The organism is Ensifer sp. SL37, from assembly GCF_026672675.1.
GTDB lineage: Bacteria > Pseudomonadota > Alphaproteobacteria > Rhizobiales > Rhizobiaceae > Ensifer > Ensifer adhaerens.
Genome location: NZ_JAPPRN010000002.1, coordinates 315834 through 340329 on the forward strand (window position 1 = coordinate 315834; position 24496 = coordinate 340329).

Consider the following 24496-nt stretch of genomic DNA (forward strand, 5'->3'; position numbering starts at 1 on the left):
GCCTTCGAAACGAGGTTCCTTTGAGTTGCCCATATCAAGGCAAAGCCTGGCAATCTTCATCAACTCTCTTCGTCAGGGCGTCAACGTCGGTGAACGAGATGTACCATAGACGCGTTGAACAACGTGCACTGATGCTCGTCGTGGCTGCCAGGTCACCACGATCGGCAAAAAGATCGGCAATTCAGACAATACGTGTTTGCCTTAGCCCCTTAATATGGCTTAGGAATTAACCGGCAAAAAGATCGGCAAAAGTTATGACGTCTATAGCATCCATGGACCCCCTCCTGCCGGAGGACCGAAAACATATCCGCCGAACTCGGCTTATCCTTGTCCACTCTCTATGCCTATGTTGATGCAAAGGGCAATCCGCGCGAACGCGCCAACGAACTGCTCGGTCGCCGTTCGGCGAAGCGCGAAACGACGATGCAGGCCTGACGACAGTGCCGGTTGGATTCCTGAGCGATAACCAAGCGCGCGAGTATGGCCGCTTCTCCGGCGAACTGACACCGGACCAGCTGGCCCGTTATTTTCATCTCGACGATGCCGACCATGCGTTCGTCGCCCTTCACCGTGGTGATCACAACCGCCTGGGCGTTGCTGTTCAGCTCGGATCACTGCGCATGCTCGGCATGTTTCTGATATGTTCACGTTGGGCTCTGCGCTTTCCGCAAGGATCCGCGCCTTCTCCTCCTCAGTCCAATTCCGCCGCTGGCGCCGACCGGTGATCACCTCGATCCGACGATACTTTTCCTCATGCCTGGCTTCATCCATGACTTCAAGCATGGCATCAGCGCGATCTCCAACCATTGCGTTCCGCTCCTGTCGATGAAGGAGCATATCTCGCGGGCTCAATCACAAAAGGAAACGTGGGATGTTCGTCGCGCTCACGATCAAACCCGGCCTTGAAGCGATGGTGGGGAGCGCCGACGCTTCGCCGTTGGTGTTGGCGGCCGAGCAGCATGGGTATGTCCGCATATTCGCTGGTGATTTCCTTCAGACATTCACGTTCCATTCGCGCCGCCGACACGATCCGCTGCTGGCTGCGGTCACGATCCTGAAAGCGTTTATGTAGAAGGCCGCCGCCTTCTGCCGGATCGCGTCCCGGTCGGCCATCTCGGCGCGAACGAGAAGAAGCTGGTTTTTGAGGATGGAAAGCCGGATCGACGGTTTTACGAAATTGCCACCCTCACGCATTTGCGCGACAGGCTGCGTTCGGGGGATGTCTGGGTCGAAGGCAGCCGGTCGTTCCGGCCGATCGACGAACACCTAATGCCAAAGCCGGCTTTTGCCGCGCGGAAGGAGCAAGATCAACTCGGGCTCGGGGTCCAAGCCGACTGCGTTGCTTGGCTCTCCGACGTTCGGCAGATGATGGACGCCAATCTCAAACAATTGGCCTGGCGCGCTCGTTTCGGCAAGCTCGATGGCGTGAGGATGGAGAACGGCACGTTGATCGTAACACCGCTTGCCAGCGATGTACCGGCTACGGCTGACGCCCTCAATGCCGAAATCACTGAGATGTATCCTCTGGTCGAGGTACCTGATCGAGGCGTCAGGCTTTGCTTTTATGCTGCGTCGCCGCTGGCCATCACAGAGCGGCCGCGATCGGCAAGGGCTCGTCAGGGGGCAACGCTGCGGCTCGGGGGCCGGCCGCTTTCCCTTGCTGTTTCGAACAGCCCCCTCCACCAAAGAAGCGCGGACTGTGGCCATAGCGGCCATTGCGATGACCGGCATGATGGTCGCGGAGAGTGGCGGGGTCATCCAGCGAGTGAACCTGAATGACCCCTGACCCCATAACGTCCCTGGCGCGTTTTCAGGCCGCGGTCACGAGACGTTGCCCTAGGAAGGCTGAGGAGACCCTAGGTGGGCTGAGATCCGGTTATCGCCGAACGCGACTAATGGCGAAATAAGCCGTCGGGTCACTCACGCGAGCGCGAAACCTGGCCGAGGGACATTTGCCAGGATGACAGCACTTGTTTGCGGATAAGGCATCCTGTCCTTAATGGGTGTGCCCGGACCTCCTCTGCAAGTAGGCCATAGAACTTGGCCGGCGTCCCTGGATGCCGGCCTTTTTTTGCCGCCGATTTCAGCAATCCCGAATCCGGTGATAGACGAAGACGCATCTGCCGCGAAGTCGAGCGTCGCCAACCGAGCTTCTGCCTGGACGGTGGTGACGTCGAAGCTGCCGGCAAGACTATGATCCGTCGCTTGGAAAGGCGACCAAGCAAACAGCGGTGATGTCGTCGAACGACGACGCACCCGACGCCAATGCCGGTCAATGTTGTCTGTCCCTTTCGATCGGCAATTTAAGCCGAATTGATAAATTTCGACCAATCTGTTGGCCGCGCCACCCTAACGTCACGTTGTCGCCGATACCAAGACATGACATCCGGTTCGGCGACGACGTAGTGATCATTTGAGACAAGGACATAGACGATGAAAAAGTTTCTCCTTTTGGCTGCCACCGTCTGCGCGCTTTCGGCTGGCGCAAGCAACGTTGCGCTGGCTGGTGAAGAAATCTGCATTGGAGATGGCAACGCCCAGGCATGCCTGATCTCTCCGGAATAACAAAGCCTACTCTTGAGCGCATCTCCCCTGCCAACGAGGGGAGGCTGCGCCCAAGATGACACTTTGCGAATATTTTCAGAACGCTCATCTCGATATTGCTCGGAATCGCGGTTGGTTGCCGCCCCATGAGAGGGAAGCGCCATCACGGCGAGCTGGTCGGGGTTATGCAAGCCGAGAGCGTGCGGACTGTGGAGCGCGAGGGCATAGCGCGCAGCCCTAAGCACGCATGGCACGCTGGAGGAAGCGCGTTTCAGTAAGCGTCAGTCGGTGTCTCGGCTCGAGCAAACTTTCGCTCGATCAAGCTCACACTGACCGGCAGCTTTGGATGCGAAATCGGCCGCCCGATGAGCGGGTTGGCATTGGCATAGATGGCTGCCAGTTCCATTTGTTCTTCATCCAAGCCGGGATAATCCTTGACGATCTCAGCCTTGGACACGCCAGCCGAAACCATCGCAGCAACGATGTAGACCGGAATGCGTGTTCCTTTCAAGATCGGCGCTCCGGCCAAAATCTTATCATCGACAACGACGATTGCCCGCGCAGATTCCAGCCGTTCGAAGCGAGCAAAGGTGTCTTTGAGGACATCCCAGAATTCAATGGTGACAAACGTCTCGCGCACCGTCCAATCGGCACGGCGAAATCGCTTCATGTCCATCCGATAAGTGTCGAGCTTGCGCAGCTTGTTCAACATCCTGGCAATCGCCGACCTGCGCGCATGCGCGTCCAAGACCCCGGCACTGTGGATGTAGAAGTTGATCGCAACGCAGCCTCCAATCAGAACGTGTCGGCCGCCATTTCGCACGAACGGTTCGTCCGGCAGGACATGCTTGCTGAGCAATTGGTTGACGATGCCGATGTCCGCGCCGGCAACAACAGCGGCCTCGGTCGCCTTCAACAGATGAGCCCCGGCTGTCATGGCAAACTCCGCTATCCCTCGTAGCAAAGCATATCGGTATTTGGCGACCTTATTTGCAAGTAAGCTTCACTGATGGGCGCAGCTCTGCTGCACCCTAGGCCAGAGCCGCGCCTGTTCCACCAACCACGCCCCTCTTCGATCCGGGCTATCAGGACCGGATACAATGTGTTCACTTTGCACAGAGCGCCATCCCACTGCGGCGTGTGACGATGTCGCAACGGCTCTTTCTTGCCGGTCGCATCAAGCCCCTCATAGTACTTGCGCAGCGGCTCTGTCACAAACCCATGCGACGCCGTCACAAACGTATCCAGCTCGCTTGCTGTTGCTGCTGTTTCCAGCGGGACAGCACTTGCTGCCGATTGCGCCGCGGGAGCCGAAGCGTCCAACGACGGCTTGGCTACAACAGACGGGCTTCTCGGTGGAGACACGTAGTCGCACTTTGGGAAAAGCAGTTCTGGATTGACGGAGGCGGACTGCGAGGCGGAAATGACGACCAGATTGCTCCGTCCGTGGCTGAGTACCGCCTGACGCCCCGCGACTTGCGGGACATCTGGAAAATTGCCATGGACAACGAAAGGCGACCGACAAAGTCGTCAACAAACTCTTTGACAAGTTCGAGCTGGCGGCTATGCACCCGGAAAATGGGCCCAGCTCGACCAGATGTTGCAGCCGCGGCCCGGCTTCTTATTGAGGGCCGATGCATCGCCATTTATGAGCCAACTCCTTACGGGGTGGTGATTGTGGCGGTTGTGCATGGAATGCGTGACCCAGCTATTTGGCTCTAAGTCGGCGCGCTTTACCCGGACAAGGTTCCACTTGACTTTCCAGTGACGGCGCGCGCGCCGCCGGGTAGAATTAGCCGTTCGTTCGGCGCTGTGCCTGCCTTCATCAATCGACGCAAAGATTACGGCACGCGCTGCGGCTGCACCAGTCCTCACCCCTTCACCCAAAAGCCGTTTGGTATACTTCTCGACGCACTGGCCCCTATGCTTGCCTGCGCGCAGGCAAGCATAGGGGCCAGCCAATCCCATCCGCTTCAGAACAAGCAAGTCACTGCCGAAAAACCTCTGTGGAACTCTCGGCAGCGAATAGCCGCACTTCTCAACGACCGTTCACAAGATCTTGAGGCTTGGCCTGTCAGAGGCCTTAGAGCCCCGGTTGCCTTGGAATTGACGCTGGTAACCAAACCGCCCGTTGGGCCAGATGCGGAAGACGTTGCCTGCCGTTGATAATAATTGATAATTCGCCTATCTTTTACCACTCGAAGGAGATTTCGACATGATCAGTGCCGAATTGGGCAAACAGCTCGAAAATTATATCCAGCAACTCGTCGATACGGGACGCTATGGCTCCAAAAGCGAAGTGCTGCGGGAGGGTGTGCGGCTTGTGCAGGATAGGGAAACAAAGCTGGCCGCGCTCGATGCGTCGATTATGCGCGGGCTGGCCGACGCCGACGCCAGACGCACAAAGCCAGCTGATGAGGTGTTTGACCGCCTGGAGGCCAAATACCGCGCGATAGCGGCGCAGGATGAACCGTCCACATGATCGTTGAATTTTCAGGCGAAGCGGAAAGCGATCTTGAACAGATCGCGGATTACATCGCCAAAGACAATCCGCTTCGGGCACTCGCATTCGTGCAGGAGCTACGCGCCAGGTGCGAAGCATTGGCCTACGGACCCTTGGCGTTTCCGCTGGTGCCTCGATATGAAGGCCATAATATTCGCCGGCGGGTCCATGGAAATTATCTGATCTTCTATCGTGCGGAAGCCGAACGCGTGCTCATTGTCCATGTCCTGCACGGTGCATTGGACTATGCAGCATTGCTCTTTGAAGGATAGACGATTTCAGCTGGCATGCTTCGTCGGAACTGCCGGCCGAAAACAAGATGGGGGGATCACTGTTTCTGACGCGGCTTCGCTGTCCGTTTCTGTGTCTCAGCCCGACGGTTCGCTTCCTTCTCCGAGACGAGCTGCTGCTGCTCGTGGCGCTGGCGTTTGATCTCGGGCGTCTGGTTGAGGTCGGCCGGGATCGGCCGAGACGGATTGTCATCGACGGCGCATTCCGCGCGGGAAGCCGCAAGGGCCTCAGCACCCGTGCGATAGGCGTGATCGTCGCCACCGCCTTTGGAGTGCCCCCCATTTCGCCGGACAAGTCAGCTATTGAGACAATGCTTTGATGAATTCCCTTGGGGATGCCATTTTCAGCGCTGAATGCGGATGGATTTCGTTGTAATCCTCGATCCATCCATCGATGTTCCGGAGCGCTGTGTCGGCGTCGGGAATGGGTGAGATGCGTATGTAGTCGCGTTTCAGGGTTTTGACGAAAGCCTCCGACATACCGTTTGATTGAGGGCTGGCGACCGGCGTGAAGCAAGGGACCAGATTGAGGGCCTGCGCAAACAGCCTGGTTTCCCTTGCTGTGTAGGCGCTGCCGTTATCGGACAGATGTTCGTTGGCATGTGGGGCACGCGTGCCGCCGAAGCGTTTCTCGACTGCTTCCAACATCATATCGCGGACGTCAGAACCAGAGATCCCGGCATTGGCGACGGCCGCCCACGAGATAATCTCTCGATCAAACGCGTCGATGATGAAAGCAAGGCGGACCACCTCGCCATTCCAGCAGGTGAACTCCAGGCCATCGGAGCACCAACGAAGGTTCGACCGCATCACCATGACCTTGCCGTCGTGGACGCGGCCCTTGCGCACGGCGGTGTGCTTCTCAAGGATCATGGCGTGGTTGGCCATGATGCGGTGGACCCGCTTGCGGTTGACGACCGGCTGATCGGCGGCCCGCCGCTGCCTGTTGAGAAGGGCAGCGATCCGCCGATAGCCATAAGTTGGCCTGGCATCCACCAGCTTGCGAATGGCAGGCAGCAGCTCGGCATCGTCCGCTTTGAGGTAGGGTCCGCGAGGCTTGGACTTGCCCTTCAGACGTTCGGAGAGATTAGAACGCGACACGTGTAAGGCCTCCGCCACCGCCTTCATCGGGAACCGCCCTTCGGCAACAATATCGGCCGCGATATCGTTTTTTTTGACTGGGCTTTGGAAAGGGCTTCGCGAAGAATCTCGTTCTCCAGCGTCTTGCGTCCGAGAATGCGCTCAAGCTCGCGCACTCGATCTTCCAGCTTCTTCACCTCAGAATTGCCGATTACCGGCTCGTCGGAGTCCACCGCCACCGCACCTCCCTCGCTCAAGAGCCGACGCCAGCGATAGAGAAGGTTTGGCGCAACTCCATGCCGCCGAGCCGCAGAGGAAACCGTCTCCCCTGGGGCATAGCTCTCCTCGATGATCTGCAGTTTGCGTTCCGTTGTCCAGCGCCGCCGCCGGACGTCACCGATCATCAGGTCAACCTGTCGAAACTCGTTAGACATAAGCCTATCCTCAAGCCTATCCTCAAGCCTGTGCTTGAGCCTTCCTGCTTATGCTGATGGGGTGGAACGGCCCGCTCCGACAGCACCAGTGTGCTAAAACGTGGTCGTTGTTTGAACGCCACAAAGGAGGGACCGTTCCATGAACCAGATTAGCACCATCGGCCTGGATTTGGCGAAGCACGTTTTTCAGGTTCACGGCGCAGATGAGGACGGCTCTCCTCTCTTCAGTCGGAGGCTGCGACGTGGTGAAGTGCTGCATTTCTTCTCGAAGCAATCTCGCTGCCTTGTCGGAATCGAAGCCTGTGGCAGCGCCCATTATTGGGCTCGCGAGATCGCCAAGTTCGGCCACGACGTGCGGCTAATCCCCCCGACCTATGTCAAGCCATTCGTCAAACGGAGTAAAACTGATGCAGCAGACGCCGAAGCCATCAGTGAGGCTGTGACGCGCAAGACGATGCGGTTCGTTCCGGTCAAAACGGCTGAGCAACAGGCGGAAGCGATGGTGCTAAAGAGCCGCAGTCTTTTGGTGAAGCAGCGAACACAGGTGGTCAATGCCTTGCGTTCGCATCTGGGCGAATTGGGTATCATCGATGCCGCCGGTATGGAAAAAGTCGATACGCTGATGGCGGTCGTGCGCGATTTCACGGATGTCCGCTTACCTGCGGCAGCGCGGTTCGCCTTGACGGCGATTGCCGATCAGATCAATGCCCTAGCAGGCCAGATCGATCAGCTCGATCGCGCTATTGTTGCTGAAGCAAAGACTGACGGGGATATGCGCCGGCTGACTACGATCCCTGGAGTTGGCGCTATAACCGCGGCTACCGTCAAGGCGCTGGTGCCAGACCCAGGCGGTTTCAAATCAGCTCGTCACTTTGCCGCCTGGCTGGGACTTACGCCGAGACAGTTTTCAAGTGGAGGGAAAGAACGTATCGGGCGCATCTCGAAAATGGGAAACCCTGAACTACGATGCCTTCTCGTTCTTGGCGCGACAGCGGTTCTCCGAGGCGCCCGGAAAAATGAACGAGCACAGCCCTGGCTGAGGGCGCTGCTCGCCCGGCGCCCATTCAAGGTGGCCGCAGTTGCGCTGGCCAATAAGATGGCGCGGATTGTCTGGGCGCTTCTAAATAAGAGTGGAGTTTACCAACGTCCGGAGGCGTCGGAGACGGCTGCGGTTGCCTGTTGATGAGCATAGGAACTTAAAAACAATCTGACCGGCGCGAACCGGCAGAGGGCAAGGAGCAAAAACGGACGATGAACCCACGGGACGAATCCCGACAGGAGAGAGACCGGACACTCATGCGCTTCGAGCGCGTTATGCTGATTAGTCGCTCCCGTCGCGGACTTCATCGAGGCCAGCGGTCCTATACCGCGCTTTACAGGCCGTATACATGAACGCACCGATCCCATGTGTGAAATCGATCGAAAGCTCTTGCGCCCGCGGGCCGTTCCATACATGAGTGTCCGGTCGAAAGTGGGGGCAGTTCAACATGTGTGCACGACGCCGCAAGACTGCTCCCATCTCGATGACCGAAAACCACCGTGCTTGCGCGACTCAACCCGTCTGTGCTAGGCTGCGCATATAGAGCTTTTGCCTATCTCCTCAGCACCGCCAGAAAATCTGCCCCGGTTACCCCGCGGGATCCATATGGTAGTCGCTTTATCGTTTGATTAACCATCTGGATTAACTTCATAAATCTCCCAAACCGGATAGAACTAGGACATTACTTCCGTCATCCGGATGTTAATTTCCGCATCTCATCACTATCGATAGGTTTCAAGTATCAATAGTTAGCCATCTGAAGGCGTTTCCTTGCCATCTGCCTGCACACTGACTATCTTGAAGGCAGGAAATTTGATCAGGAAATCCCTATGTCCGAGCCGCAGCTTTCCATCCGCAGCGCCAAAGCCAAAGAACTGGCGCACGCACTGGCCCGTCGCACCGGCATGCCGATGAGCAAGCTGGTCGAGCGCGCCCTCGAGCGCTATGACAACGAGCTCCGCCATCAGTCGGCCCGGGCGCCGATCGATGTGCTATCGGATCTGATGGCTGAAGGCCGGCGTGCGGTCCCGGCCGGCACGACGTCAGCCCATGACGATTTCTACGACGAACACGGTTTGCCGCGATGATCGCAGTCGATACGTCGGTTATTCTGGCGATGGCGCTCGGAGAGGCGGAGGCTGAACGGTTCACGGCATTGGTCGGCCGCGAGGCGGTTGCGATCGGCTGGCCGACGCTGCTGGAGGCGCGCATGGTGCTGACAGGCAAAGGATTTCCCAACGCTTCTGACATTGTCGGGCAGCTTTTTCAGTTGCCCAACGTCACGGCGATTGCTTTCGATGAGGCGCATTACCGGGAAGCGGAGCGAGCGTTCGACCGCTTCGGAAAAGGTCGTCATCCGGCCACGCTCAACATGGGCGACTGTTTTTCCTATGCTGTTGCGCGGATCGCCAAGGCGCCCCTTCTCTACAAGGGACATGATTTCGGAAAGACCGATCTGAAATGCCACCCCGCGTCCGCCGACCTTTGAACGAACCGCTCTCGACAGCAACGCTCAAGCGCGCCGAAGAACTCGACGCGCTCGACGCCATCCTGGGGTCGGTTCCGGCTGAGGGCGAAATGACACCCTAAGCGCTATTTTTCAGTTTTGGCTAGTTATTGGTCAGGTCGTCCGGGTAGTGACCGCCCCTCTGGACAAACTGGCCCCAGGTTTCCTCGCCTCGTTTCGAGACGACCCGGTGTGCGGGAACATCGGACGCTTCTTCGATGAGACCGAGGCGCATGAGCGGGGCGATCGTTCTGTCGCCGAACAGTTTCTCATAAGTCCGCTCCTGCAAGTCGAGCATCCACCCTGGCGTTCCACGTTCGGTGATGGCAGGAACAAGGCGTCCGCCAGAGGGCGGTCGGTCGCCACGCGACAGGGTGAACAGGCAAATGGTCCAGAAGGCGTCTCTCGGTCGGGGTGGTATCAGCGCCCATTTCACCGGTCCGCTGTCTGATTGCGCGACTACGGGAGCAGGCCCGTTTTCACCGTCATGGATTCCCTCTCGGTATGCCCTCTCGAGCGCATTGGCAATCGCACCTGCGGTATCGACGGAAAGCCCGTATTTCCGGTTGTGGCGGTCCTTCGCGACGATCTCCCGTGCAATTTCCCTGAAGCGGGCCTTACGATATGGATCGGCTGGGGTGCGCCCTGATCGCTTGTTCATGGTGAGGTCTCTATCATTGGAGCCAGGGAAAGTCTGTTGCGCTTGACGATGTCAGCGACGGTGTTTTTGCTGATACCGAGATCGCGAGCGATCCAGCGGTAGCTCCGGCCTTTGGCGTTCAGGGTCATGACCTTCGATGCGAGCCGATCTGATTTCGGTCGCTCACCAGCCTGACGGCCGAGCTTTTTACCGCGTGCTTTTGCTGCGGCGAGGCCGGATTTGACCCGTTCACTGATCAGGTCACGTTCGAACTCCGCAATGCCGGCGAGGAAGGTCGCCAGCATCCGCCCATGCGGCGATGACAAGTCGAAGGCCATGCCGTTCATGGCGATGACGGAAACCTTCCAGCTTTCCAGTTCGCGCAGCGTGTTGAGCAAGTCGATTGTAGAGCGTCCCCATCTGGACAACTCCGTGACCAGGATCGCATCGATCTGCCTAGCCTGGGCGAGGGCCAGGACTTTTTTGCGTTCGGCCCGGTCGAGTTTCGCGCCTGAACCTGTTTCTTTGAAAGTTGCCACCACGTCGTAGCCGGCACGGCCGGCGAATGCTGTTAGGTCACGCTCTTGCCGCCCGCACGATTGATCGGCTGTCGAAACACGGCAGTAGATGGCGGCGCGCTGTCCCAATTGAACCCTCGTGGTTTTTGGTGCCGGAAGGCCTTGATTTTCATGGGCTGATTGTTGTCCAGAACAGACTATACCTCAATAGGGACAGCTCGAATGCCACGACGCCATATTTTCACCGAGCGACAACGATCGGCGCTGCTCGATCTGCCGACGGACGATCTGTCGTTGCTGAAGCACTACACGCTGGGCGACGACGATCTGGAAAACATCGAGCAACGCCGCAGACCGGAAAACAGGCTCGGTTTTGCCCTGCAACTTTGCGCATTGCGATATCCGGGGCGTGCATTGGCTCCGGGCGAGATAATTCCGCGCGAAGTCCTTTCCTTTCTTGGCGCTCAGCTCGGCATTCCGGCCGATGCGCTTCTCACCAATGCCGCCCGGCGTCAGACCCGCCAGCAGCACATGGACGCTCTACGCGAAATCTACGGCTACAAGACCTTCTCGGGCCGCGGCGCCCGTGATCTGCGGGACTGGCTTTTCGATCAGGTTGAAGATGCCAGATCGAACGAGGACCTTGCCCAGCGTTTTGTTGCACGATGCCGGGAGACTTCGACTATCTTGCCGGCCGTGTCGACAATCGAACGCTTGTGCGCAGACGCCCTGGTCGCCGCCGAACGCCGGATCGAAACGCGGATTGCGGAAAAACTGGATGCTGCTGCGCGCGAGCGGTTGGACGGGCTTCTGACCGAAATGCCGGCCGGCAATGTCAGTCGCTTTATCTGGCTTCGTAATTTCGAGATCGACAATAACTCGGCTGCCGCAAACCGTTTGCTCGACAGGCTGGAGTTTTTGCGCAATCTGAATCTCGATCATCAGGTTCTCGCAGGCACTCCACCTCACCGCGTCGCACGCCTGCGCCGGCAGGGCGAACGCTATTTCACGGACGGCTTACGTGACATCACTTCCGACCGGCGCTGGACGATCCTTGCAGTCTGCGTTGTGGAGTGGGAAGCGGCGATTGCCGATACTGTCGTTGAAACCCATGACCGGATCGTAGGGAAGACCTGGCGGGAGGCGAAACGGCTGCATGACGAGACGATTGCCGTTTCCAAGGCAGCGCTCACCGATACGATTCGCGCCTTCACCGCATTGGGTACCTCGTTGCTTGAGGCCCGCAACGATGGTGTGCCGCTGGAGATGGTGGTCGCAAAATCCCCGGAATGGCCCCTGAACATTAAAAGGGCACAGGTATACGGCGTGTTCCCCGGAGATTGATTGGTCCCAGAGGCAAGGTAAACGGGTGGCGAACGGCGCACCCCCCCTCTATGACAGGATTGCGGGTAAAAAAGCAGCACTTTCCCGCTTCGATCGTCCGGCGCTCACGAGGGGCGTTTGCGGGAGGGGCGAAATCCTAGGCTACTACGCTATGAGTAGGCTCCTTGCGGCAACCGCTGCGACCCAGATCAGCCCTTTCACGCGATGGCTCTGCGGCAAATCGTGACCCAAGGCGGACGTTGCCACATGTCATCATCACCGATTGCCGACCAGCAGCCTTGCCGCTCTTTGAATTCTGAATGCCGATTGCACGGTGGCCATCATCACTCTCGGCTCTCCGGCCGCACAATGCAACGAAATCCAAGATGCGAGATGGAGGTATCGATGGGTTGCGCCATCCGCGCCGCAGGCCGATAACGTCGGCAGTAGCTGGGCGCGCAAAGATGCGAGCCGCCCTTGGTGACCTTGCGCGGAATCCTCACATTCGGCTGGAGCCTGTCGTAGCTCTCCTCGCGCTCGCCACCGCGCGGGTTGGCTGCGGTGCAGCACGGGCTCTCGATCCGGCCGTGATCCTGATACCAGTCGGTCGTCCATTGCCAGACATTGCCTGCCATGTCGTACAGGCCATAGCCGTTGGGTGGGAACGAGCCAACCGGCGCGGTATATTCGAAGCCGTCCGCCAAGGTGTTCCGGTACGGGAAGTCTCCCTGCCAGGTATTGGCCATATGCTTGCCTCCTGGAGTGAACTCGTCGCCCCAGACATATTCGGCGCCGTCAAGGCCGCCACGAGCGGCAAACTCCCATTCCGCTTCTGTTGGCAGCTCCCTGCCTGCCCATTTGGCATAGGCTATGACGTCGTCATAGGCTACATGCACGACAGGGTGGTCGCCAAGCTTTCTGATCGAACTCGCCGATCCGCGTGGATGGCGCCAGTTGGCACCGCGGACATAGACCCACCAGTTGTAGTGGTCGCGCATGTCGACGGGCGCCGACGGCCTTTTGAACATGATCGAGGAGGGCGCCAGCATCTCCGGCTTGGCACCCGGATAGTTCGTTGGGTCGGCCGGTTTCTCGGCGAGCGTCACGTAGCCTGTCGCCGAAACGAAGCGCTCGAAGTCAAGGTTCGTGACGGTGAAGCGATCCATCCAGAAGCCGTCGACTCGGACTCGGTGCGCTGGAGCCTCCTCCGGGTAGGCCTTGTCCGAGCCCATCAGAAACTCACCGCCGGGAATCCACACCATGCCGGCGAACGGCGGTGTACCGGGCGACTGAGGAGTTGCTGTTCGGTTCAAGTCCGTGTTTCCGTTACTCTGCTCCTTTGCTCAGCGCTCGCGGCCCTACCGGCAGGCCGCAAGGTTCGCGTATTATCGGAGAAACTGCCCATCGGATTGATGATCGCGCTATTTTTCAAAACCGAATACCTTTTTCCAATCCTTCTTCATGTCGACGACGGCCCAGCCATCGGCGGCGGCCTGGTTTAGCCCCTCGTCAAGCCGACCAATGCTTGACTGGCGATCATAGGCCCATTCGCGCTCGGCGTCCGTATGGTGCACGTAAAGACAAAAATGCGGGCCAGGACGACCGGAGCATGTCCATTGCAGCATCTGAAGATCACCGTCGGAATTACCGAACGCCGCGATGGGCCGGCGGCCGATATGCTGGTGGATGCCGATGGGTTTGCCAGCTTTGTCGTCAATGAAGTTGATTTCGGGCAACTTCAGCAGGACCGGCGTCCCGTCGCGGTTTTCGAATTTGAGTTTGCCGCTGCTGCCGATCACCTGCTCGGGCGGGATGCCATACACCTCTTCGCTGAAGACGCGCATGAATTCGACTCCGCCGCCGGAGACGATGAAGGTCTTGAAGCCGTTGGCCCGGAGATAAGCGAGGACTTCCAGCATGGGCTGGTAAACCATGGCGGCGTAAGGCTGGCCTGTCTTTGGATGCTTAGCGGTCGCGATCCAGTCGCGGGCGCTCTTCTCGAACTCTTCCGTCGTCATCCCGGCGTGGGAGGCCATGACGATCTCGAAGATCGCCGGCTCGCCGCCGGCGAGTGCAGCCCCGAGATCACCCTTGAGGAGGGAGGAGAATGGCTCCTTCTCCTTCCATTCGGGGTGTTCGGGCGCCAGAGCTTTGACGCGGTCGATCGCGAAGGCAAGCTGGAAATAGGTCGGCTGCTCGGCCCACAGCGTGCCATCATTGTCGAATGTGGCGATGCGCTCTGGCGGCGCGACATAGTTGGGTCCGCCTTCTGCCGTCACCCCTGCCACGAAGTCGAGGATCGCCTGCTTCGATGCGCCGTCGTTCCATGATGGCAGCGGATCGGTCTGCGCCGCTGCCGGAGATGCCAAGGCGGCAATGCCGACCCCGATTGCGATCAGAAGCACAAAAAAGCGGGAAGTCGATTTCATTAGACCTGTCCATCGGAAGAAGGGACGGCCGCCTCCGCTGGTTGAGCTTTGACCGGCCGCCGCGTGTGACACCAGGAAAGCCGCGCTAGTTTCCGCCCCCGGCCGCTGCCCTCTGCATGTTCTCCATCACCTGGTCGATCGAGAAACTTCCGGGCTTCTGTCTGGGTGGGAACTCCTTGAACGTCTCCAGGAACTTGGCGACATAGGCCTGCGCCGGTACCACCACGAACAGGTGCTCCACACGCCAGCGTTCGTAGTCCATGCCCTCATGGTCGGCCGTCTCAAATGGATCGGAGCGAAGATTGAACAATTTGGGAAGGCGCAGCGGTACAAAAGGCTCTTGCCAAACGTTGAGGCCCTCTTCGCGTTGTTCTGCAAAGACCACCTTCCACTGCAGATATCGAAGGCCAACAAGCGAACCGTCGTCAACGAAATAGATGAATTCCTTGCGCGGGTCCTCACCTTTCCCGGAGAGGTAGTCCGTGATGTTGTAGCCGTCGAGATGCACCTTGAAGGTCTTGGCTCCGGCGGTGTGACCCTTGAGCAACTTTTCCTTGATCTCCGGCTCACCGGCGGCCGCCAAGAGCGTCGGGATCCAGTCTTCATGCGCAACGATGTCGTTGTAGACCGCGCCGGGTTCGATCACCCCCGGCCAACGCACCATGCTCGGAACGCGGTAGCCGCCTTCCCAGTTGGTGTTCTTTTCACCGCGGAACGGTGACTGGCCACCGTCCGGCCATGTGAATTTCTCAGCGCCGTTGTCGGTCGAGTACATGACGATCGTGTTTTCTGACAAGCCGAGGTCGTCCAGCGCCTTGAGCATCTCGCCAACATGGGCGTCGTGCTCGACCATTCCGTCCGGATATATTCCGAGGCCAGTCTTTCCCTGGCTCTCGGCCTTGAGCCGTGTCCAGATGTGCATCCGGGTCGAGTTCCACCAGAGGAAGAACGGCTTGTCCTGCTCCTTGGCGCGCTTTAGGAAATCGATTGCCTTATCGGTGACCTCCTGATCGATCGTCTCCATCCGCTTCTTGGTAAGTGGGCCGGTGTCCTCGATGCGGCCGTCGGCATAGGTGTGGAGCACGCCGCGCGGCCCGAATCGCTTGTTGAACTCTGGGTCCTTCGGGTAGTCGGGGTGTTCTGGTTCGTCTGAGGCATTGAGGTGGTAGAGGGAGCCGAAGAACTCGTCAAAGCCGTGGGCAGTCGGAAGATGTTCGTCAAGATCGCCGAGGTGGTTCTTGCCGAATTGGCCCGTCATGTAGCCGAGCGGCTTGAGCAGGTCGGCGAGCGTAGGATCTTCGGCCTGCATCCCTTCCTTCGCGACCGGCAGGCCAACCTTCAGCAATCCAGTGCGGTAGGGTGTTTGTCCTGTGATGAACGCCGCTCTCCCGGCGGTGCAGCTCTGCTGGCCGTAGTAGTCTGTAAACAGTCCACCTTCCTTTGCGATCCGGTCGATGTTGGGCGTCTTGTAACCCATCATGCCCTGGTTGTAGGCGCTGATGTTCCAGTAGCCGACGTCGTCGCCCCACAGGATGAGGATGTTTGGAGGCTTGGTGGCGGCCTGGGCCTTGGCCGGCTTTGTCAGTGAGGTTAATACGCCGGAAGATAGCGCTGAAGCGACAAGCAGCGAGGTGCCGCTCAGCAGCAGATCGCGACGCCTCAACCCCGATTCAGCTTGATGTTTCTGTTCGGTGGTACTTGCTGGAATCTCCTTGCTCATCGCGCGCTCCTCCTTCGATGCGTTGAAATTCGTTGACGTGCGCCGGTCCCCATTCAGCGCAGGTACCTTCGATGCACACCTTGCATGCCGTTCACCTGCAGGAGCTACTCAGGGAGTGCAATGCTCGACCCTAAAACGCAAAAATCGTGTGAGCTGCCAGTTGTTAGGCAACTCGGACATAAAGGCGAGCGCACCGGTGAGCTAAGATGCATCTGTTTGAAGCCAGGTTGCCGCCAGGGCCGCATGCTGCGGACGCCAGGATCGGACGATAACACCTTCCTCGCGCAGAACAGCGCCGAGCCAGGCTGCCGGGCGATTCAGACGAGGATCGTGAACGATCGCAATGCGCCGGATTGTTTTGGCGGCCCTGCGCCAAGCGATCAATGCATCGCCTCCGGGAATGGAAAACGCCCAATCTTCGATACCGACCCAGTCCAACAAAACCAGTAGGTCGCCGCGTCTGGGGAAGTCGGCAACCGTTCCTGCAAGGGCAACGAATTCGCGATCCGTCACCGTTCCGCGATGTCGGAACGCGACAATGTCGTTGCCAAACGTGGGGTCGATCTCAAACAAAGCAGGTCCTTGGGATGTGCAGTCAACCTCCCGAAACATTGTTCCCGAAGTCGCAATGTTGCGCTACTCTGCCAGTGCAGAAGTCGGCCCAAAACTGCATCGAGAATGTAGAAGCGAAATTGCTTTTGTGAGGTGCCATGCCCCACGCTCGGAAAGATCCGCTGGGCCGATTTTCGGCCGTCCGAACCCGCGACGTTGGCGAGCTTCGCCAGCGTTTGTCGGGTCTGTTCTCTGTCCGATCATTCGACGTCAACCGTGAAGTGCAGCAGGATTTCGACGCGCATCTCAATCACTACCAACTGAATGATGTCGGGCTGAGCTTTGCTCGATACGGTTCTTCGATTGAGGCATCCCTTTCGCATACGGATTTTTATCTTCAAGGCTTTCCACTTCGAGGCAATGGCAGTTTTGCCGTCGACGGCTCAGAGACAATCGTCTCCCGCCGTCGTGGGTTGGTAACAGGGGTGGGCGCCGAGGTGCGACTCAGATACTCACCGGACTTCGAGCATTTGATCGTGAGGATCAAGCCGCAAGCATTGATCAAGAAGCTCAGCGCGTTAATCGGCCGCCCTGTCGATCCGCCGTTGACGATGGTGACCGACATCGCACCGGCTTCCCAAGCTGCGGCGGCCCAGTTCCGTCTGCTGGAGTTTGTGATCGGAGAGCTCGACCGCGAAGACGCTTCGCTTCCGTCGCTCGTCCTGGCCGAGCTTGAACAAGCGCTCCTCGTCGCCTTCCTTTGCAGCAACCGCCATAATTATAGTCACCTACTCAACGAGCAGCCGCTCGCACCGGCGCCGTGGCAAGTGCGCAGGGTCGAGGAATATATCGAGCAGAACTGGGATCAACCGCTGACCATCGAGGCAATGGCTCTCGTTGCAAACGCAAGCGTGCGCAGTCTCTTCTATTCTTTCAAAAAAAGCCGCGGTGTCTCTCCGATGACCTTCGTCAAGCAGGTTCGCATGCGCAATGCCAAGGCGATGCTGGCGAGCCCGAGCCCGACAACGAGTGTAACGTCGGTCGCCTACGCCTGCGGGTTGAGCAATCTCGGGCATTTCGCCAGATACTATTACAGCACCTTCGGTGAGCACCCATCCGACACACTCAGGAAGGCGTTCCGCGGCTCCGGCTCCCATTAGGCGCGACCAGCTTCGGTGACTGGGAGCTACACTGTCGCACAGACGGCCACGCTCTCCGGCAGGTTTCGGCGGATGCGTTGGAATTTAGGTATGCAGATCCGTTTGCAGGGAAGCAACGGGTTCAATGGAGCGGTTCATCGTTTGCCCGCTGGCGGCTTTGGGGCGAGAACGGTCGGAGTGGGCGCGAAGATGTCTGCCTCAACTGGCTTCAGGTCTCGCGCCTGCGAGGGCTGAGCAGCTTTTCACCATCGGATCGCAACTCGCCTTTCGGCCCGACGAACCTGTAGAGGGTTTGCCTGGTGATGCCGAGTTCAGCGCAAAGATCTGCCACCTTTGTATCGGGCTGTCCCATCGCAGCACGAGCAAGCCGCAGCTTTGCTGGGGTCATCTTGAACGGGCGACCTCCATGCCGCCCGCGAGCTCGCGCTGAAGCCAGCCCAGCTTTCGTGCGTTCGGAGATCAATTCACGCTCGAACTCAGCCAGGCCGGCAAAGATCGCGAAGACCAGACGTCCGTTCGCAGTGGTGGTATCGATCGAGGCCCCTTCGCCGGCCAGCACCTTCAGGCCAACATTCCGCTTGGTGAGATCGCCAACCAGATTGACGAGATGGCGTAGGTCTCGGCCGAGCCGGTCCAACTTCCACACCATAAGGGTGTCGCCAGCGCGCAACGCTTTGAGGCATGCTGCCAGTCCCGGACGGTCATCGCGGCGTCCGGATGCTGCATCCTCATAAATATGGTCAGACAGGACGCCGGCCTTGATCAGCGCATCGCGTTGCAGGTCATGAAGCTGACTGCCATCAGCTTTTGAGACGCGCGCGTATCCGATCATCGTTGTCATTTATACGTCCGTCTATGTGACAATCTTCATTTGGCCGCGCCAAAGTCTGTAGATTGTCACATAACCCGTCTTGCAATGTAAGCTCCGCGAACGGTTGTCTCCGGTCTTTTTGTGACATATGGAGTACCCATGCCTCGCCGCATGATTTTGACGGATGCCGAACGGCAGAATTTCCTTGCACTGCCAACCGATGACGACACCCTGATCCGTCACTGGAGCCTCGATGACGAAGACCATCGCCTTCTCGAAACGCGGCGGCGTGACGACACCCGCCTTGGTCTGGCACTTCAACTCTGTGCACTCCGTTATCCCGGCCGACTGATCCAGCGTGGGGAGGTCATCCCGGAAAGCGCGCTCGCGTTTCTGTCCGAGCAGCTCAGCATAGAACCGGAGGCGCTTGCAAGCTTCGCACGAAGAACAGCCACTCGCTACGAGCAACTGGCTGTTCTTCGCCAGCATTATGGGTTTCAACGAATTGTCTCACCCGCTCCGCGCCGACCTGCTTGCCTTCGCGCGCGGTGTGGCAATCGCTTCGATGAAAGACAAATTTGTTGTCGCAGCTCTTGCTGACGAGATGCGCCGCCGGCGTATCGTCATTCCCGGTATCACCGTGCTAGAACGGATGGCTGGGCAGGCATGCACCGAAGCCGAGGAGACCCTGTTCGCAGATGTCGCCGGAAGATTGCCGCCGGGTATCATCATCAGGATGGAAGCGCTGCTGGGCATCGGGCCACGCATTCGTCAAAGCGGTATATCCTGGTTGCGTGAACCGCCCGGAAAGGCCGGCGAAGCGGCTATGCGAGGATTGATCGACCGGCTTGAGGCCGTGCGCCATGTCGGTATCTCCGTCGATGTGCTTCAGGCGGTCCCGGCCCATCGCGTGCGCCGCATGGCGCAGGAAGGTCGCCGCCTGACGGCACAGAATTTCGAGCAGATGCGGCCTGGCCGGCGATATGCGACGCTGGCGGCGTTCCTTCTCGAGATGGAAATAGCACTCACCGATGCGGCGATCGGCATGTTCGAGGTGCTGATCGGCAAGGCGTTCCGGCAGGCAGAAGCCGCTCGGGACACGCAACTGCTGGAAAACGCCTCATCGGCAACATCTGCGCTGGACTTTTTCGTGAGCTTTGGCGAGGCGATTGCCGCCAAACGGGAAACCGGGCTTTCCCTCGATGAGGCCGTCAACGCGGTCACCAGTTGGGAACAATTGATGCAGGCAACCGAGGCGGCGAAGGCTGCCTCTCGTACACGCAAGGATGACGATCTGATTGCCTACCTGCCTGCCCAATATTTGCGAATACGTCGGTTCGCCGCTCCCTTTCTCTCCAGCTTCACCTTCGAAGGCAACCGTCAGAACACCCATTTTGTCGATGTCGTCGCGCAACTGGGTGCAGCATGGAAGAGCGGCCGTCGATCATCGGACCAGTCCTGGCTGAAGAAAGCGCTCTTGCTGGCGGATAAGCGTTGGCGCAAGGAAATTCTCGCGGCGGATGGCACGATCAACCGTAAGATGCTGGAACTCTTTCTCATCGTCGAACTGAAGAACCGGATCGCCGCCAATGAGATCTGGATCAAAGGGTCTCGCACCTATCGCGCGCTCGACGAGGACATGATCTCGCAGCAGACCTATGCCATCATCAAGGCGGAGGCCCGTATTCCAGTCGCCATTCCGATCGATGTCGATATCTATCTCGCCCAAAAAGCCGAAGCACTGGATCAGAAACTGCGCGAGGCGGCGAACCGGCTGGAAACCGGCCGAGGTGACACTCGCATCGGCGCGAAGGGTTTGCGGGTGCCCGCCGGTAAAACCGTTGAGACCGAAGCCGCAATCGCATTCGCAAAACGAGTAGCGAGTGCCATGCCGCCGATCAGGCTGACGGACCTTGTCGCCGACATTGATCGAATGACCGGCTTCAGTTCCCTTTTCGAGCATCTTCAGACAGGGCGGACACCGAACGACATGCGAGTGTTTTATGCAGCGCTCATCGCTGAAGCCACCAATCTCGGCTTCTCGAAGATGTCGCTTGCCTGCCCCGGCATTACACGTCGCCAGCTACAGCAGATGGCGATCTGGCACTTCAGGGAGGAGACCTTCACTCTGGCGCTCGCCCGGCTCGTCGAGGCACAGCATGCCGCCCCATTCGCGTCCGTGTTCGGTTCGCACACCGTTTCCTCGTCCGATGGACAGCATATCCATCTCGGCGACGGCGGCGAAGTGGCCGGTGGCGTCAACGGTCGTTACGGCACCAACCCGATCATCAAGCTCTACACCGCGATCTCGGGCCGATATGCTCCATTCCAAACAAAGATAATCGCCGCCACGGCAAGTGAAGCGGTCCATGTCCTCGACGCGCTTCTCGAAACCGACGCAGGTCTCGACGTCATTCGCCATCACGTCGATGGTGGTGGCGTCAGCGATCTCGTCTTCGCATTCTGCCATGCGCTGGGCTTTGCTTTCGTGCCTCGTATTCCCGATCTCGACGGGCGATGCCTCTATGGCTTTGGCGCCGGAAAACAGTATGGCATTCTCCAGAATGTCATGGGGGATCGCATCGACGCCGACCTGATCCGGGCGCATTGGGATGATATTTTGCGCCTGATGACCTCGTTGCGCACGCGTACCGTCAGCGCCTCGCTAATGCTCAAGCGACTGTCGGCGACCACGAGGCAGAGCGGTCTCGCCCAGGCGCTGCGTCAGATGGGTCGGATCGAGCGAACCCTGTTCACCCTCGACTGGATCAATGATGAGGATTTGCGGAAGAGCACCACAGCGGAGCTGAACAAAGGGGAAAGCCGCAACAGCCTCGTGCGTGCCGTCAATCTCCATCGTCTCGGCCGCTTCCGCGATCGCAGTCAGGAAAACTTGTCGATTCGGGCATCCGCCCTCAACCTGATCGTCACCACCATCATTCACTGGAACACGATCTACACCGGTCGTGTCGTCGATGCTCTGCGCAACGCAGGCCAAGCCGTGCCCGAACATCTGCTCAACAGCCTGTCGCCTCTAACCTGGGAACACGTAAATCTCACCGGCGATTACCTCTGGGAAGACAAGCCCGCGCTCGACGATACCGGCTTCCGACCCATCCCGTTCACTATCTGATCCGCCTACCGTGTATCTGTGCCCCTTTAATGTTCAGAGGCCATAATGGGGACATTACTCCTCACACTTAACAAGTGGGAGATCATGTCCGGGGATTTATGGGGCCATTACACTCTGATACTGCGAAGCGTTCTTAGAAGTGCGCGCTTCGGCCTGCCGGTCCCGAGAAGGTCAGGCGTTCGGCATGGTAGCGCCGTTCGCCGGGCCGACTGGGAGGCGCTTGTGCTCGAATTTGCAGGGTGTTGCGCAAGCTTGCGTGCCACTGCCCGCCCCGCTGGCGCTGGTGGCCACTGTCGCTGAGTGCCGTTGCTCTGTGGCTGTTCGGCGTCGGAAGCTTTCGACATTCATCTCGAAGATGGTTGCATGGTGCACGAGCCTGTCGATGGCGGCGATGGTCATGGCTTTGTCGGGAAAGAGGCTATCCCAGGCTCCAAATGGCCGGTTTGCTGTAATCATGATGGATCGCCGTTCGTACCTGGCGGCAATGAGCTCGAACAGCACACTGGTCTCGGCTTGGTCCTTGTGAACGTAGGACAGGTCATCAAGGATGAGCAGATCGAATTTGTCGAGCTTGTCGATGGCGGCTGTCAATGCGAGTTCCTGCCGGGCCGTCTGGAGTTTTTGAACGAGATCGATGGTTCTCGTGAACAAAACCCGCAAGCCTTTTTCGACGAGGAGCACCGAGGGCCGCACTCAAGTGGGTCTTGCCTGATCCTGGCGGTCCAAACATAAGGATCGTGCCGCCTTTGGCGAGCCAGGCATCGCCTGCTGCCAGCGCCATGACATGAGCCTTTGAGATCATGGGAACGGCTGCGAAGTCGAAGCTGTCGAGGGTTTTTCCGGCTGGTAGCCGGGCCTCGGCGAGATGACGCTGGATGCGCCGTTGCACGCGCTCGGCCATCTCCAATTCGCAAAGCGTGGCCAACAGCCGTGCGGTACGGCCAGCCTTCGCGGTCGGCCCGTTGAGTGAGTTCAGACCAGAGGCGTGCGAAGGTGGGAAGCCGCAAGTTCGCCAGCATGAGCGGCAGTTTTGCGACATCGACGGATGAGGTGTTCATTGCATTGCTCCTGCTGTGAGAAGGCGGTCATAGTCGGCTGCTGTGGGCAGCACGACCTCGATGTCGGGGACGCTATTGCCGGCGACATCGAAGCGGGATTGCAAGGCGGCCAGATCGGGCAGCTTCCTTGCGTCGAGGATCATCTCCAATGCCAATGCGAGTTCGGCTTCGCATGCGCAGGAATGGGCAAGCCAGAGAAGGCCGACCATGGTTTTGCAGGCGGTGCGCTGATCGAGCCTCTTGTTCATGGCCTGCCAGGTCCGGGCAAAGGCGGCACGGGGAAACAACTGGTCGCGGTAAACGAGATTGGCCAGCGCTTGCGGCTTACGGCGAAGGCTGTGAATGACATGGCGGTAATCGACGACATGTGCGTGTTGGCCGCTCTTGCCACTGGACGGTGGACGTCCGCGCGGCAGGGTAAAGGCATGGCTGGATGCGAGATAACATTCCAGGCGATCGTCGTAGAGCCGGACCCGCAGGCGGTGGCCGATATAGGTGGAGGGGGCGGTATGGAAGACCCTGCGCAAGGTGAAGCCGCCAGACGACGTCACCACAACGACGGCATCATCGTAATCGGTGGTCTTGCGTTGCGGTAACGCCCTGAGATGATCCATCTCGACGGCCAGTTCCTGTCGGCGCAAGGCATTATGCCTGCTGATCTGCTCGGCGACGAAGCGGCGGTAGTCGTCGAGCGTGGCGAAGTCGGCCGAGCCGCGCAACAGCAACGCTTGTTCGAGCCTGTCCTTCAAATGACCATTGCGGCTTTCAATGCTGCCGTTTTCGTGGGCGACGCCGCGGTTGTTGCGGGTCGGCGTCATCTGGTAATGGGCGCAAAGTGCCTCGTAACGCCGGGTCAGGTCCTCTTGCGTCTCGTCGGCACGGTTGGTGAAAGCCGCCGACAACGAATCGCTGCGGTGCTCAATCGGACAAGCACCCAGGCTCCACAATGCGTTCTGCAGGCCGCTGGCCAGAGCAGTAAAACTCTCGCCGCCCAGAACGACTTCACCGTGTTCCCAGCCGCTGTAAACCAGAACGAAGTGGTACAGCCGATGGTCAAGTGGCACGCCGGCAATGGTCACGCCCAGCGACCGGCAGTCGGTAAAGTCCGACATGCCCTGGCGACCGGGTGGATGGTTCTGGCGGAAGATCACTTCCTGTTGCGGCCCATGGGCGGCTTTCCATTCCCGCACGCGCCGCTCAAGAGTGCGCCGTGCCGCTGTCAGCTCGCGCTCGGGGTAGCGCAGGCAAAGGTCACGCAGAATGGTCACCGGACGCAAGTTCGGCGCGCGCTCGAGAAGCGGAACCACCGCGCTTTCCCAGAGATCGGTGAAAGGATCGGGCCGGCCGCCGCCGTGGCCGCGTTGCGCCTTTTTCTCGGAGGGAAGGCGCGGGTCTTTGTCGAGCCGAAAGGCGGTGCTGGCGCTAAAGCCAGACATCGCCGCGGCGGTTTCCCGAGGATGTTTTTTGTTCAATCTCATATACAGTCTCGCTTGCTGATCCGTGATCGGTTTGCCTGGCATCCAGGTCCTCTTCCTCGCAGTTGAAGATCCAGGACTTAAGGCAATCGTCGCGGCCGAAGGCGCGGAAAAATCCGCGACGCGCGGGGCCAACCTACGGACGGGCTACGCCCATCCTCCGGTCGGCCCCGCGCGTCACCAGCGATGTCGCTGAGTAGTCAAGTGCGATGTCGCGCAGCAAAGCCTGCCGAGACCAAGCCCTACGACGAATTGCGGTCCCGTTGGCGCCGTGCCCGGC

The 24496-nt window shown here is 59.1% G+C and carries 19 protein-coding genes and 7 pseudogenes; 14 read left to right on the plus strand and 12 right to left on the minus strand.

Annotated elements, in window-relative coordinates; translation table 11 throughout:
• Positions 1-440: 440 nt before the first annotated feature.
• Positions 441-578 (plus strand): annotated as a pseudogene (locus tag OVA00_RS09385) (DUF4158 domain-containing protein); the annotation flags it as partial.
• A gap of 28 nt (positions 579-606) precedes the next feature.
• Here OVA00_RS09385 and OVA00_RS09390 read toward each other — a convergent pair.
• Positions 607-807 (minus strand): annotated as a pseudogene (locus OVA00_RS09390) (transposase); the annotation flags it as partial.
• Positions 808-883: 76 nt separating this feature from the next.
• Between OVA00_RS09390 and OVA00_RS09395 the strand changes: the two are divergent.
• The 3 genes and pseudogenes from OVA00_RS09395 to OVA00_RS09405 form a co-directional block, all read left to right on the plus strand.
• Positions 884-1542 (plus strand): annotated as a pseudogene (locus OVA00_RS09395) (Tn3 family transposase); the annotation flags it as partial.
• Positions 1499-1786, plus strand: coding sequence for a hypothetical protein (locus tag OVA00_RS09400; protein ID WP_268088881.1), 288 nt, complete (start codon positions 1499-1501; stop codon positions 1784-1786). The pseudogene OVA00_RS09395 and the gene OVA00_RS09400, both read left to right, overlap by 44 nt.
• Positions 1787-2433: 647 nt before the next feature.
• Positions 2434-2565 (plus strand): hypothetical protein, encoded by a 132-nt coding sequence (locus OVA00_RS09405; RefSeq protein ID WP_268088696.1) that lies wholly within the window; start codon positions 2434-2436, stop codon positions 2563-2565.
• Between the two features lie 250 nt (positions 2566-2815).
• On the opposite strand, the gene OVA00_RS09410 is transcribed toward OVA00_RS09405, so the two are convergent.
• On the minus strand, positions 2816-3481 hold the full coding sequence (locus OVA00_RS09410) for a DUF433 domain-containing protein (protein WP_268088697.1): 666 nt from the start codon (positions 3479-3481) through the stop codon (positions 2816-2818).
• 509 nt (positions 3482-3990) lie between these two features.
• Between OVA00_RS09410 and OVA00_RS09415 the strand changes: the two are divergent.
• From OVA00_RS09415 to OVA00_RS09430, 4 genes and pseudogenes are all read left to right on the plus strand, one after another.
• Positions 3991-4266: pseudogene (locus OVA00_RS09415) on the plus strand (type II toxin-antitoxin system RelE/ParE family toxin).
• Between the two features lie 493 nt (positions 4267-4759).
• Positions 4760-5026: a type II toxin-antitoxin system ParD family antitoxin gene (locus OVA00_RS09420; RefSeq protein ID WP_268088698.1), complete on the plus strand. Its 267-nt coding sequence runs from the start codon at positions 4760-4762 to the stop codon at positions 5024-5026.
• The gene (locus OVA00_RS09425; RefSeq protein ID WP_268088699.1) at positions 5023-5319 is read left to right on the plus strand and encodes a type II toxin-antitoxin system RelE/ParE family toxin; all 297 of its coding nucleotides are present in this window, start codon (positions 5023-5025) and stop codon (positions 5317-5319) included. Before OVA00_RS09420 ends, OVA00_RS09425 begins: the two co-directional genes overlap by 4 nt.
• Positions 5320-5366: 47 nt before the next feature.
• The gene (locus tag OVA00_RS09430; protein WP_268088700.1) at positions 5367-5657 is read left to right on the plus strand and encodes a hypothetical protein; all 291 of its coding nucleotides are present in this window, start codon (positions 5367-5369) and stop codon (positions 5655-5657) included.
• Here OVA00_RS09430 and OVA00_RS09435 read toward each other — a convergent pair.
• A protein-coding gene (locus OVA00_RS09435) for an IS3 family transposase (RefSeq protein ID WP_268088701.1) occupies positions 5638-6851 on the minus strand; the annotation gives its coding sequence in 2 pieces (ribosomal slippage) (positions 5638-6506 and positions 6506-6851; 1215 coding nt in all). The genes OVA00_RS09430 and OVA00_RS09435 overlap by 20 nt on opposite strands.
• Before the next feature lie 139 nt (positions 6852-6990).
• Here OVA00_RS09435 and OVA00_RS09440 point away from each other — a divergent pair.
• The 3 genes from OVA00_RS09440 (at position 6991) to OVA00_RS09450 (ending at position 9379) form a co-directional block, all read left to right on the plus strand.
• Complete coding sequence (locus tag OVA00_RS09440; protein ID WP_192445574.1) at positions 6991-8034, plus strand: IS110 family transposase; 1044 nt, start codon at positions 6991-6993, stop codon at positions 8032-8034.
• Between the two features lie 686 nt (positions 8035-8720).
• Complete coding sequence (locus OVA00_RS09445) at positions 8721-8978, plus strand: type II toxin-antitoxin system VapB family antitoxin (RefSeq protein WP_268088702.1); 258 nt, start codon at positions 8721-8723, stop codon at positions 8976-8978.
• Positions 8975-9379 carry a type II toxin-antitoxin system VapC family toxin gene (locus tag OVA00_RS09450; protein WP_268088703.1) on the plus strand — a complete coding sequence of 135 codons (405 nt, stop codon included), beginning with the start codon at positions 8975-8977 and terminating at the stop codon, positions 9377-9379. The genes OVA00_RS09445 and OVA00_RS09450 overlap by 4 nt, the downstream gene beginning before the upstream one ends.
• 121 nt (positions 9380-9500) lie before the next feature.
• Here the strand turns inward: OVA00_RS09450 and OVA00_RS09455 are convergent, their stop codons facing one another.
• Together OVA00_RS09455 and OVA00_RS09460 are read right to left on the minus strand one after the other, a co-directional pair.
• Positions 9501-10058 carry a hypothetical protein gene (locus tag OVA00_RS09455; RefSeq protein WP_268088704.1) on the minus strand — a complete coding sequence of 186 codons (558 nt, stop codon included), beginning with the start codon at positions 10056-10058 and terminating at the stop codon, positions 9501-9503.
• Positions 10055-10684, minus strand: a complete 630-nt coding sequence (locus tag OVA00_RS09460; protein ID WP_268088705.1) for a recombinase family protein — start codon at positions 10682-10684, stop codon at positions 10055-10057. The genes OVA00_RS09455 and OVA00_RS09460 overlap by 4 nt, the downstream gene beginning before the upstream one ends.
• A gap of 93 nt (positions 10685-10777) precedes the next feature.
• Between OVA00_RS09460 and OVA00_RS09465 the strand changes: the two are divergent.
• Positions 10778-11848 (plus strand): annotated as a pseudogene (locus OVA00_RS09465) (DUF4158 domain-containing protein); the annotation flags it as partial.
• A gap of 374 nt (positions 11849-12222) precedes the next feature.
• Here OVA00_RS09465 and OVA00_RS09470 read toward each other — a convergent pair.
• The 4 genes from OVA00_RS09470 to OVA00_RS09485 form a co-directional block, all read right to left on the minus strand.
• Positions 12223-13140 carry a formylglycine-generating enzyme family protein gene (locus OVA00_RS09470; RefSeq protein WP_268088871.1) on the minus strand — a complete coding sequence of 306 codons (918 nt, stop codon included), beginning with the start codon at positions 13138-13140 and terminating at the stop codon, positions 12223-12225.
• Between the two features lie 159 nt (positions 13141-13299).
• Complete coding sequence (locus tag OVA00_RS09475) at positions 13300-14307, minus strand: HAD family hydrolase (protein WP_268088706.1); 1008 nt, start codon at positions 14305-14307, stop codon at positions 13300-13302.
• An 85-nt stretch (positions 14308-14392) separates the two neighbouring features.
• Positions 14393-16027 carry an arylsulfatase gene (locus OVA00_RS09480; RefSeq protein WP_268088707.1) on the minus strand — a complete coding sequence of 545 codons (1635 nt, stop codon included), beginning with the start codon at positions 16025-16027 and terminating at the stop codon, positions 14393-14395.
• Between the two features lie 201 nt (positions 16028-16228).
• Positions 16229-16600: an STAS/SEC14 domain-containing protein gene (locus tag OVA00_RS09485; RefSeq protein WP_268088708.1), complete on the minus strand. Its 372-nt coding sequence runs from the start codon at positions 16598-16600 to the stop codon at positions 16229-16231.
• Positions 16601-16737: 137 nt separating this feature from the next.
• Here OVA00_RS09485 and OVA00_RS09490 point away from each other — a divergent pair, with 137 nt between their 5' ends.
• Positions 16738-17739 (plus strand): AraC family transcriptional regulator, encoded by a 1002-nt coding sequence (locus OVA00_RS09490; RefSeq protein ID WP_268088709.1) that lies wholly within the window; start codon positions 16738-16740, stop codon positions 17737-17739.
• 208 nt (positions 17740-17947) lie between these two features.
• Here OVA00_RS09490 and OVA00_RS09495 read toward each other — a convergent pair whose 3' ends face one another.
• The gene (locus OVA00_RS09495) at positions 17948-18580 is read right to left on the minus strand and encodes a recombinase family protein (RefSeq protein ID WP_268088710.1); all 633 of its coding nucleotides are present in this window, start codon (positions 18578-18580) and stop codon (positions 17948-17950) included.
• Between the two features lie 129 nt (positions 18581-18709).
• Between OVA00_RS09495 and OVA00_RS09500 the strand changes: the two are divergent.
• A pseudogene (locus tag OVA00_RS09500) lies at positions 18710-21683 on the plus strand (Tn3 family transposase).
• Positions 21684-21854: 171 nt separating this feature from the next.
• Here the strand turns inward: OVA00_RS09500 and istB are convergent.
• Both istB and istA read right to left on the minus strand, forming a co-directional pair.
• Positions 21855-22741 (minus strand): annotated as a pseudogene (gene istB, locus OVA00_RS09505) (IS21-like element helper ATPase IstB).
• On the minus strand, positions 22738-24261 hold the full coding sequence (gene istA, locus OVA00_RS09510) for an IS21 family transposase (protein WP_442780477.1): 1524 nt from the start codon (positions 24259-24261) through the stop codon (positions 22738-22740). The pseudogene istB and the gene istA overlap by 4 nt, the downstream one beginning before the upstream one ends.
• Between the last annotated feature and the right edge of the window lie 235 nt (positions 24262-24496).

Excerpts from the sequence above, each read along its gene's own strand:
- OVA00_RS09495 (WP_268088710.1), bottom strand. The coding sequence starts at position 18,580 with ATGACAACGATGATCGGATACGCGCGCGTCTCAAAAGCTGATGGCAGT.
- OVA00_RS09450 (WP_268088703.1), top strand. The coding sequence starts at position 8,975 with ATGATCGCAGTCGATACGTCGGTTATTCTGGCGATGGCGCTCGGAGAG.
- OVA00_RS09430 (WP_268088700.1), top strand. The coding sequence starts at position 5,367 with ATGGGGGGATCACTGTTTCTGACGCGGCTTCGCTGTCCGTTTCTGTGT.
- OVA00_RS09455 (WP_268088704.1), bottom strand. The coding sequence starts at position 10,058 with ATGAACAAGCGATCAGGGCGCACCCCAGCCGATCCATATCGTAAGGCC.
- OVA00_RS09425 (WP_268088699.1), top strand. The coding sequence starts at position 5,023 with ATGATCGTTGAATTTTCAGGCGAAGCGGAAAGCGATCTTGAACAGATC.
- OVA00_RS09490 (WP_268088709.1), top strand. The coding sequence starts at position 16,738 with ATGCCCCACGCTCGGAAAGATCCGCTGGGCCGATTTTCGGCCGTCCGA.
- OVA00_RS09410 (WP_268088697.1), bottom strand. The coding sequence starts at position 3,481 with ATGACAGCCGGGGCTCATCTGTTGAAGGCGACCGAGGCCGCTGTTGTT.
- istA (WP_442780477.1), bottom strand. The coding sequence starts at position 24,261 with ATGCCAGGCAAACCGATCACGGATCAGCAAGCGAGACTGTATATGAGA.
- OVA00_RS09440 (WP_192445574.1), top strand. The coding sequence starts at position 6,991 with ATGAACCAGATTAGCACCATCGGCCTGGATTTGGCGAAGCACGTTTTT.
- OVA00_RS09400 (WP_268088881.1), top strand. The coding sequence starts at position 1,499 with ATGCCGAAATCACTGAGATGTATCCTCTGGTCGAGGTACCTGATCGAG.
- OVA00_RS09475 (WP_268088706.1), bottom strand. The coding sequence starts at position 14,307 with ATGAAATCGACTTCCCGCTTTTTTGTGCTTCTGATCGCAATCGGGGTC.
- OVA00_RS09405 (WP_268088696.1), top strand. The coding sequence starts at position 2,434 with ATGAAAAAGTTTCTCCTTTTGGCTGCCACCGTCTGCGCGCTTTCGGCT.
- OVA00_RS09470 (WP_268088871.1), bottom strand. The coding sequence starts at position 13,140 with ATGGTGTGGATTCCCGGCGGTGAGTTTCTGATGGGCTCGGACAAGGCC.
- OVA00_RS09480 (WP_268088707.1), bottom strand. The coding sequence starts at position 16,027 with ATGAGCAAGGAGATTCCAGCAAGTACCACCGAACAGAAACATCAAGCT.
- OVA00_RS09420 (WP_268088698.1), top strand. The coding sequence starts at position 4,760 with ATGATCAGTGCCGAATTGGGCAAACAGCTCGAAAATTATATCCAGCAA.
- OVA00_RS09445 (WP_268088702.1), top strand. The coding sequence starts at position 8,721 with ATGTCCGAGCCGCAGCTTTCCATCCGCAGCGCCAAAGCCAAAGAACTG.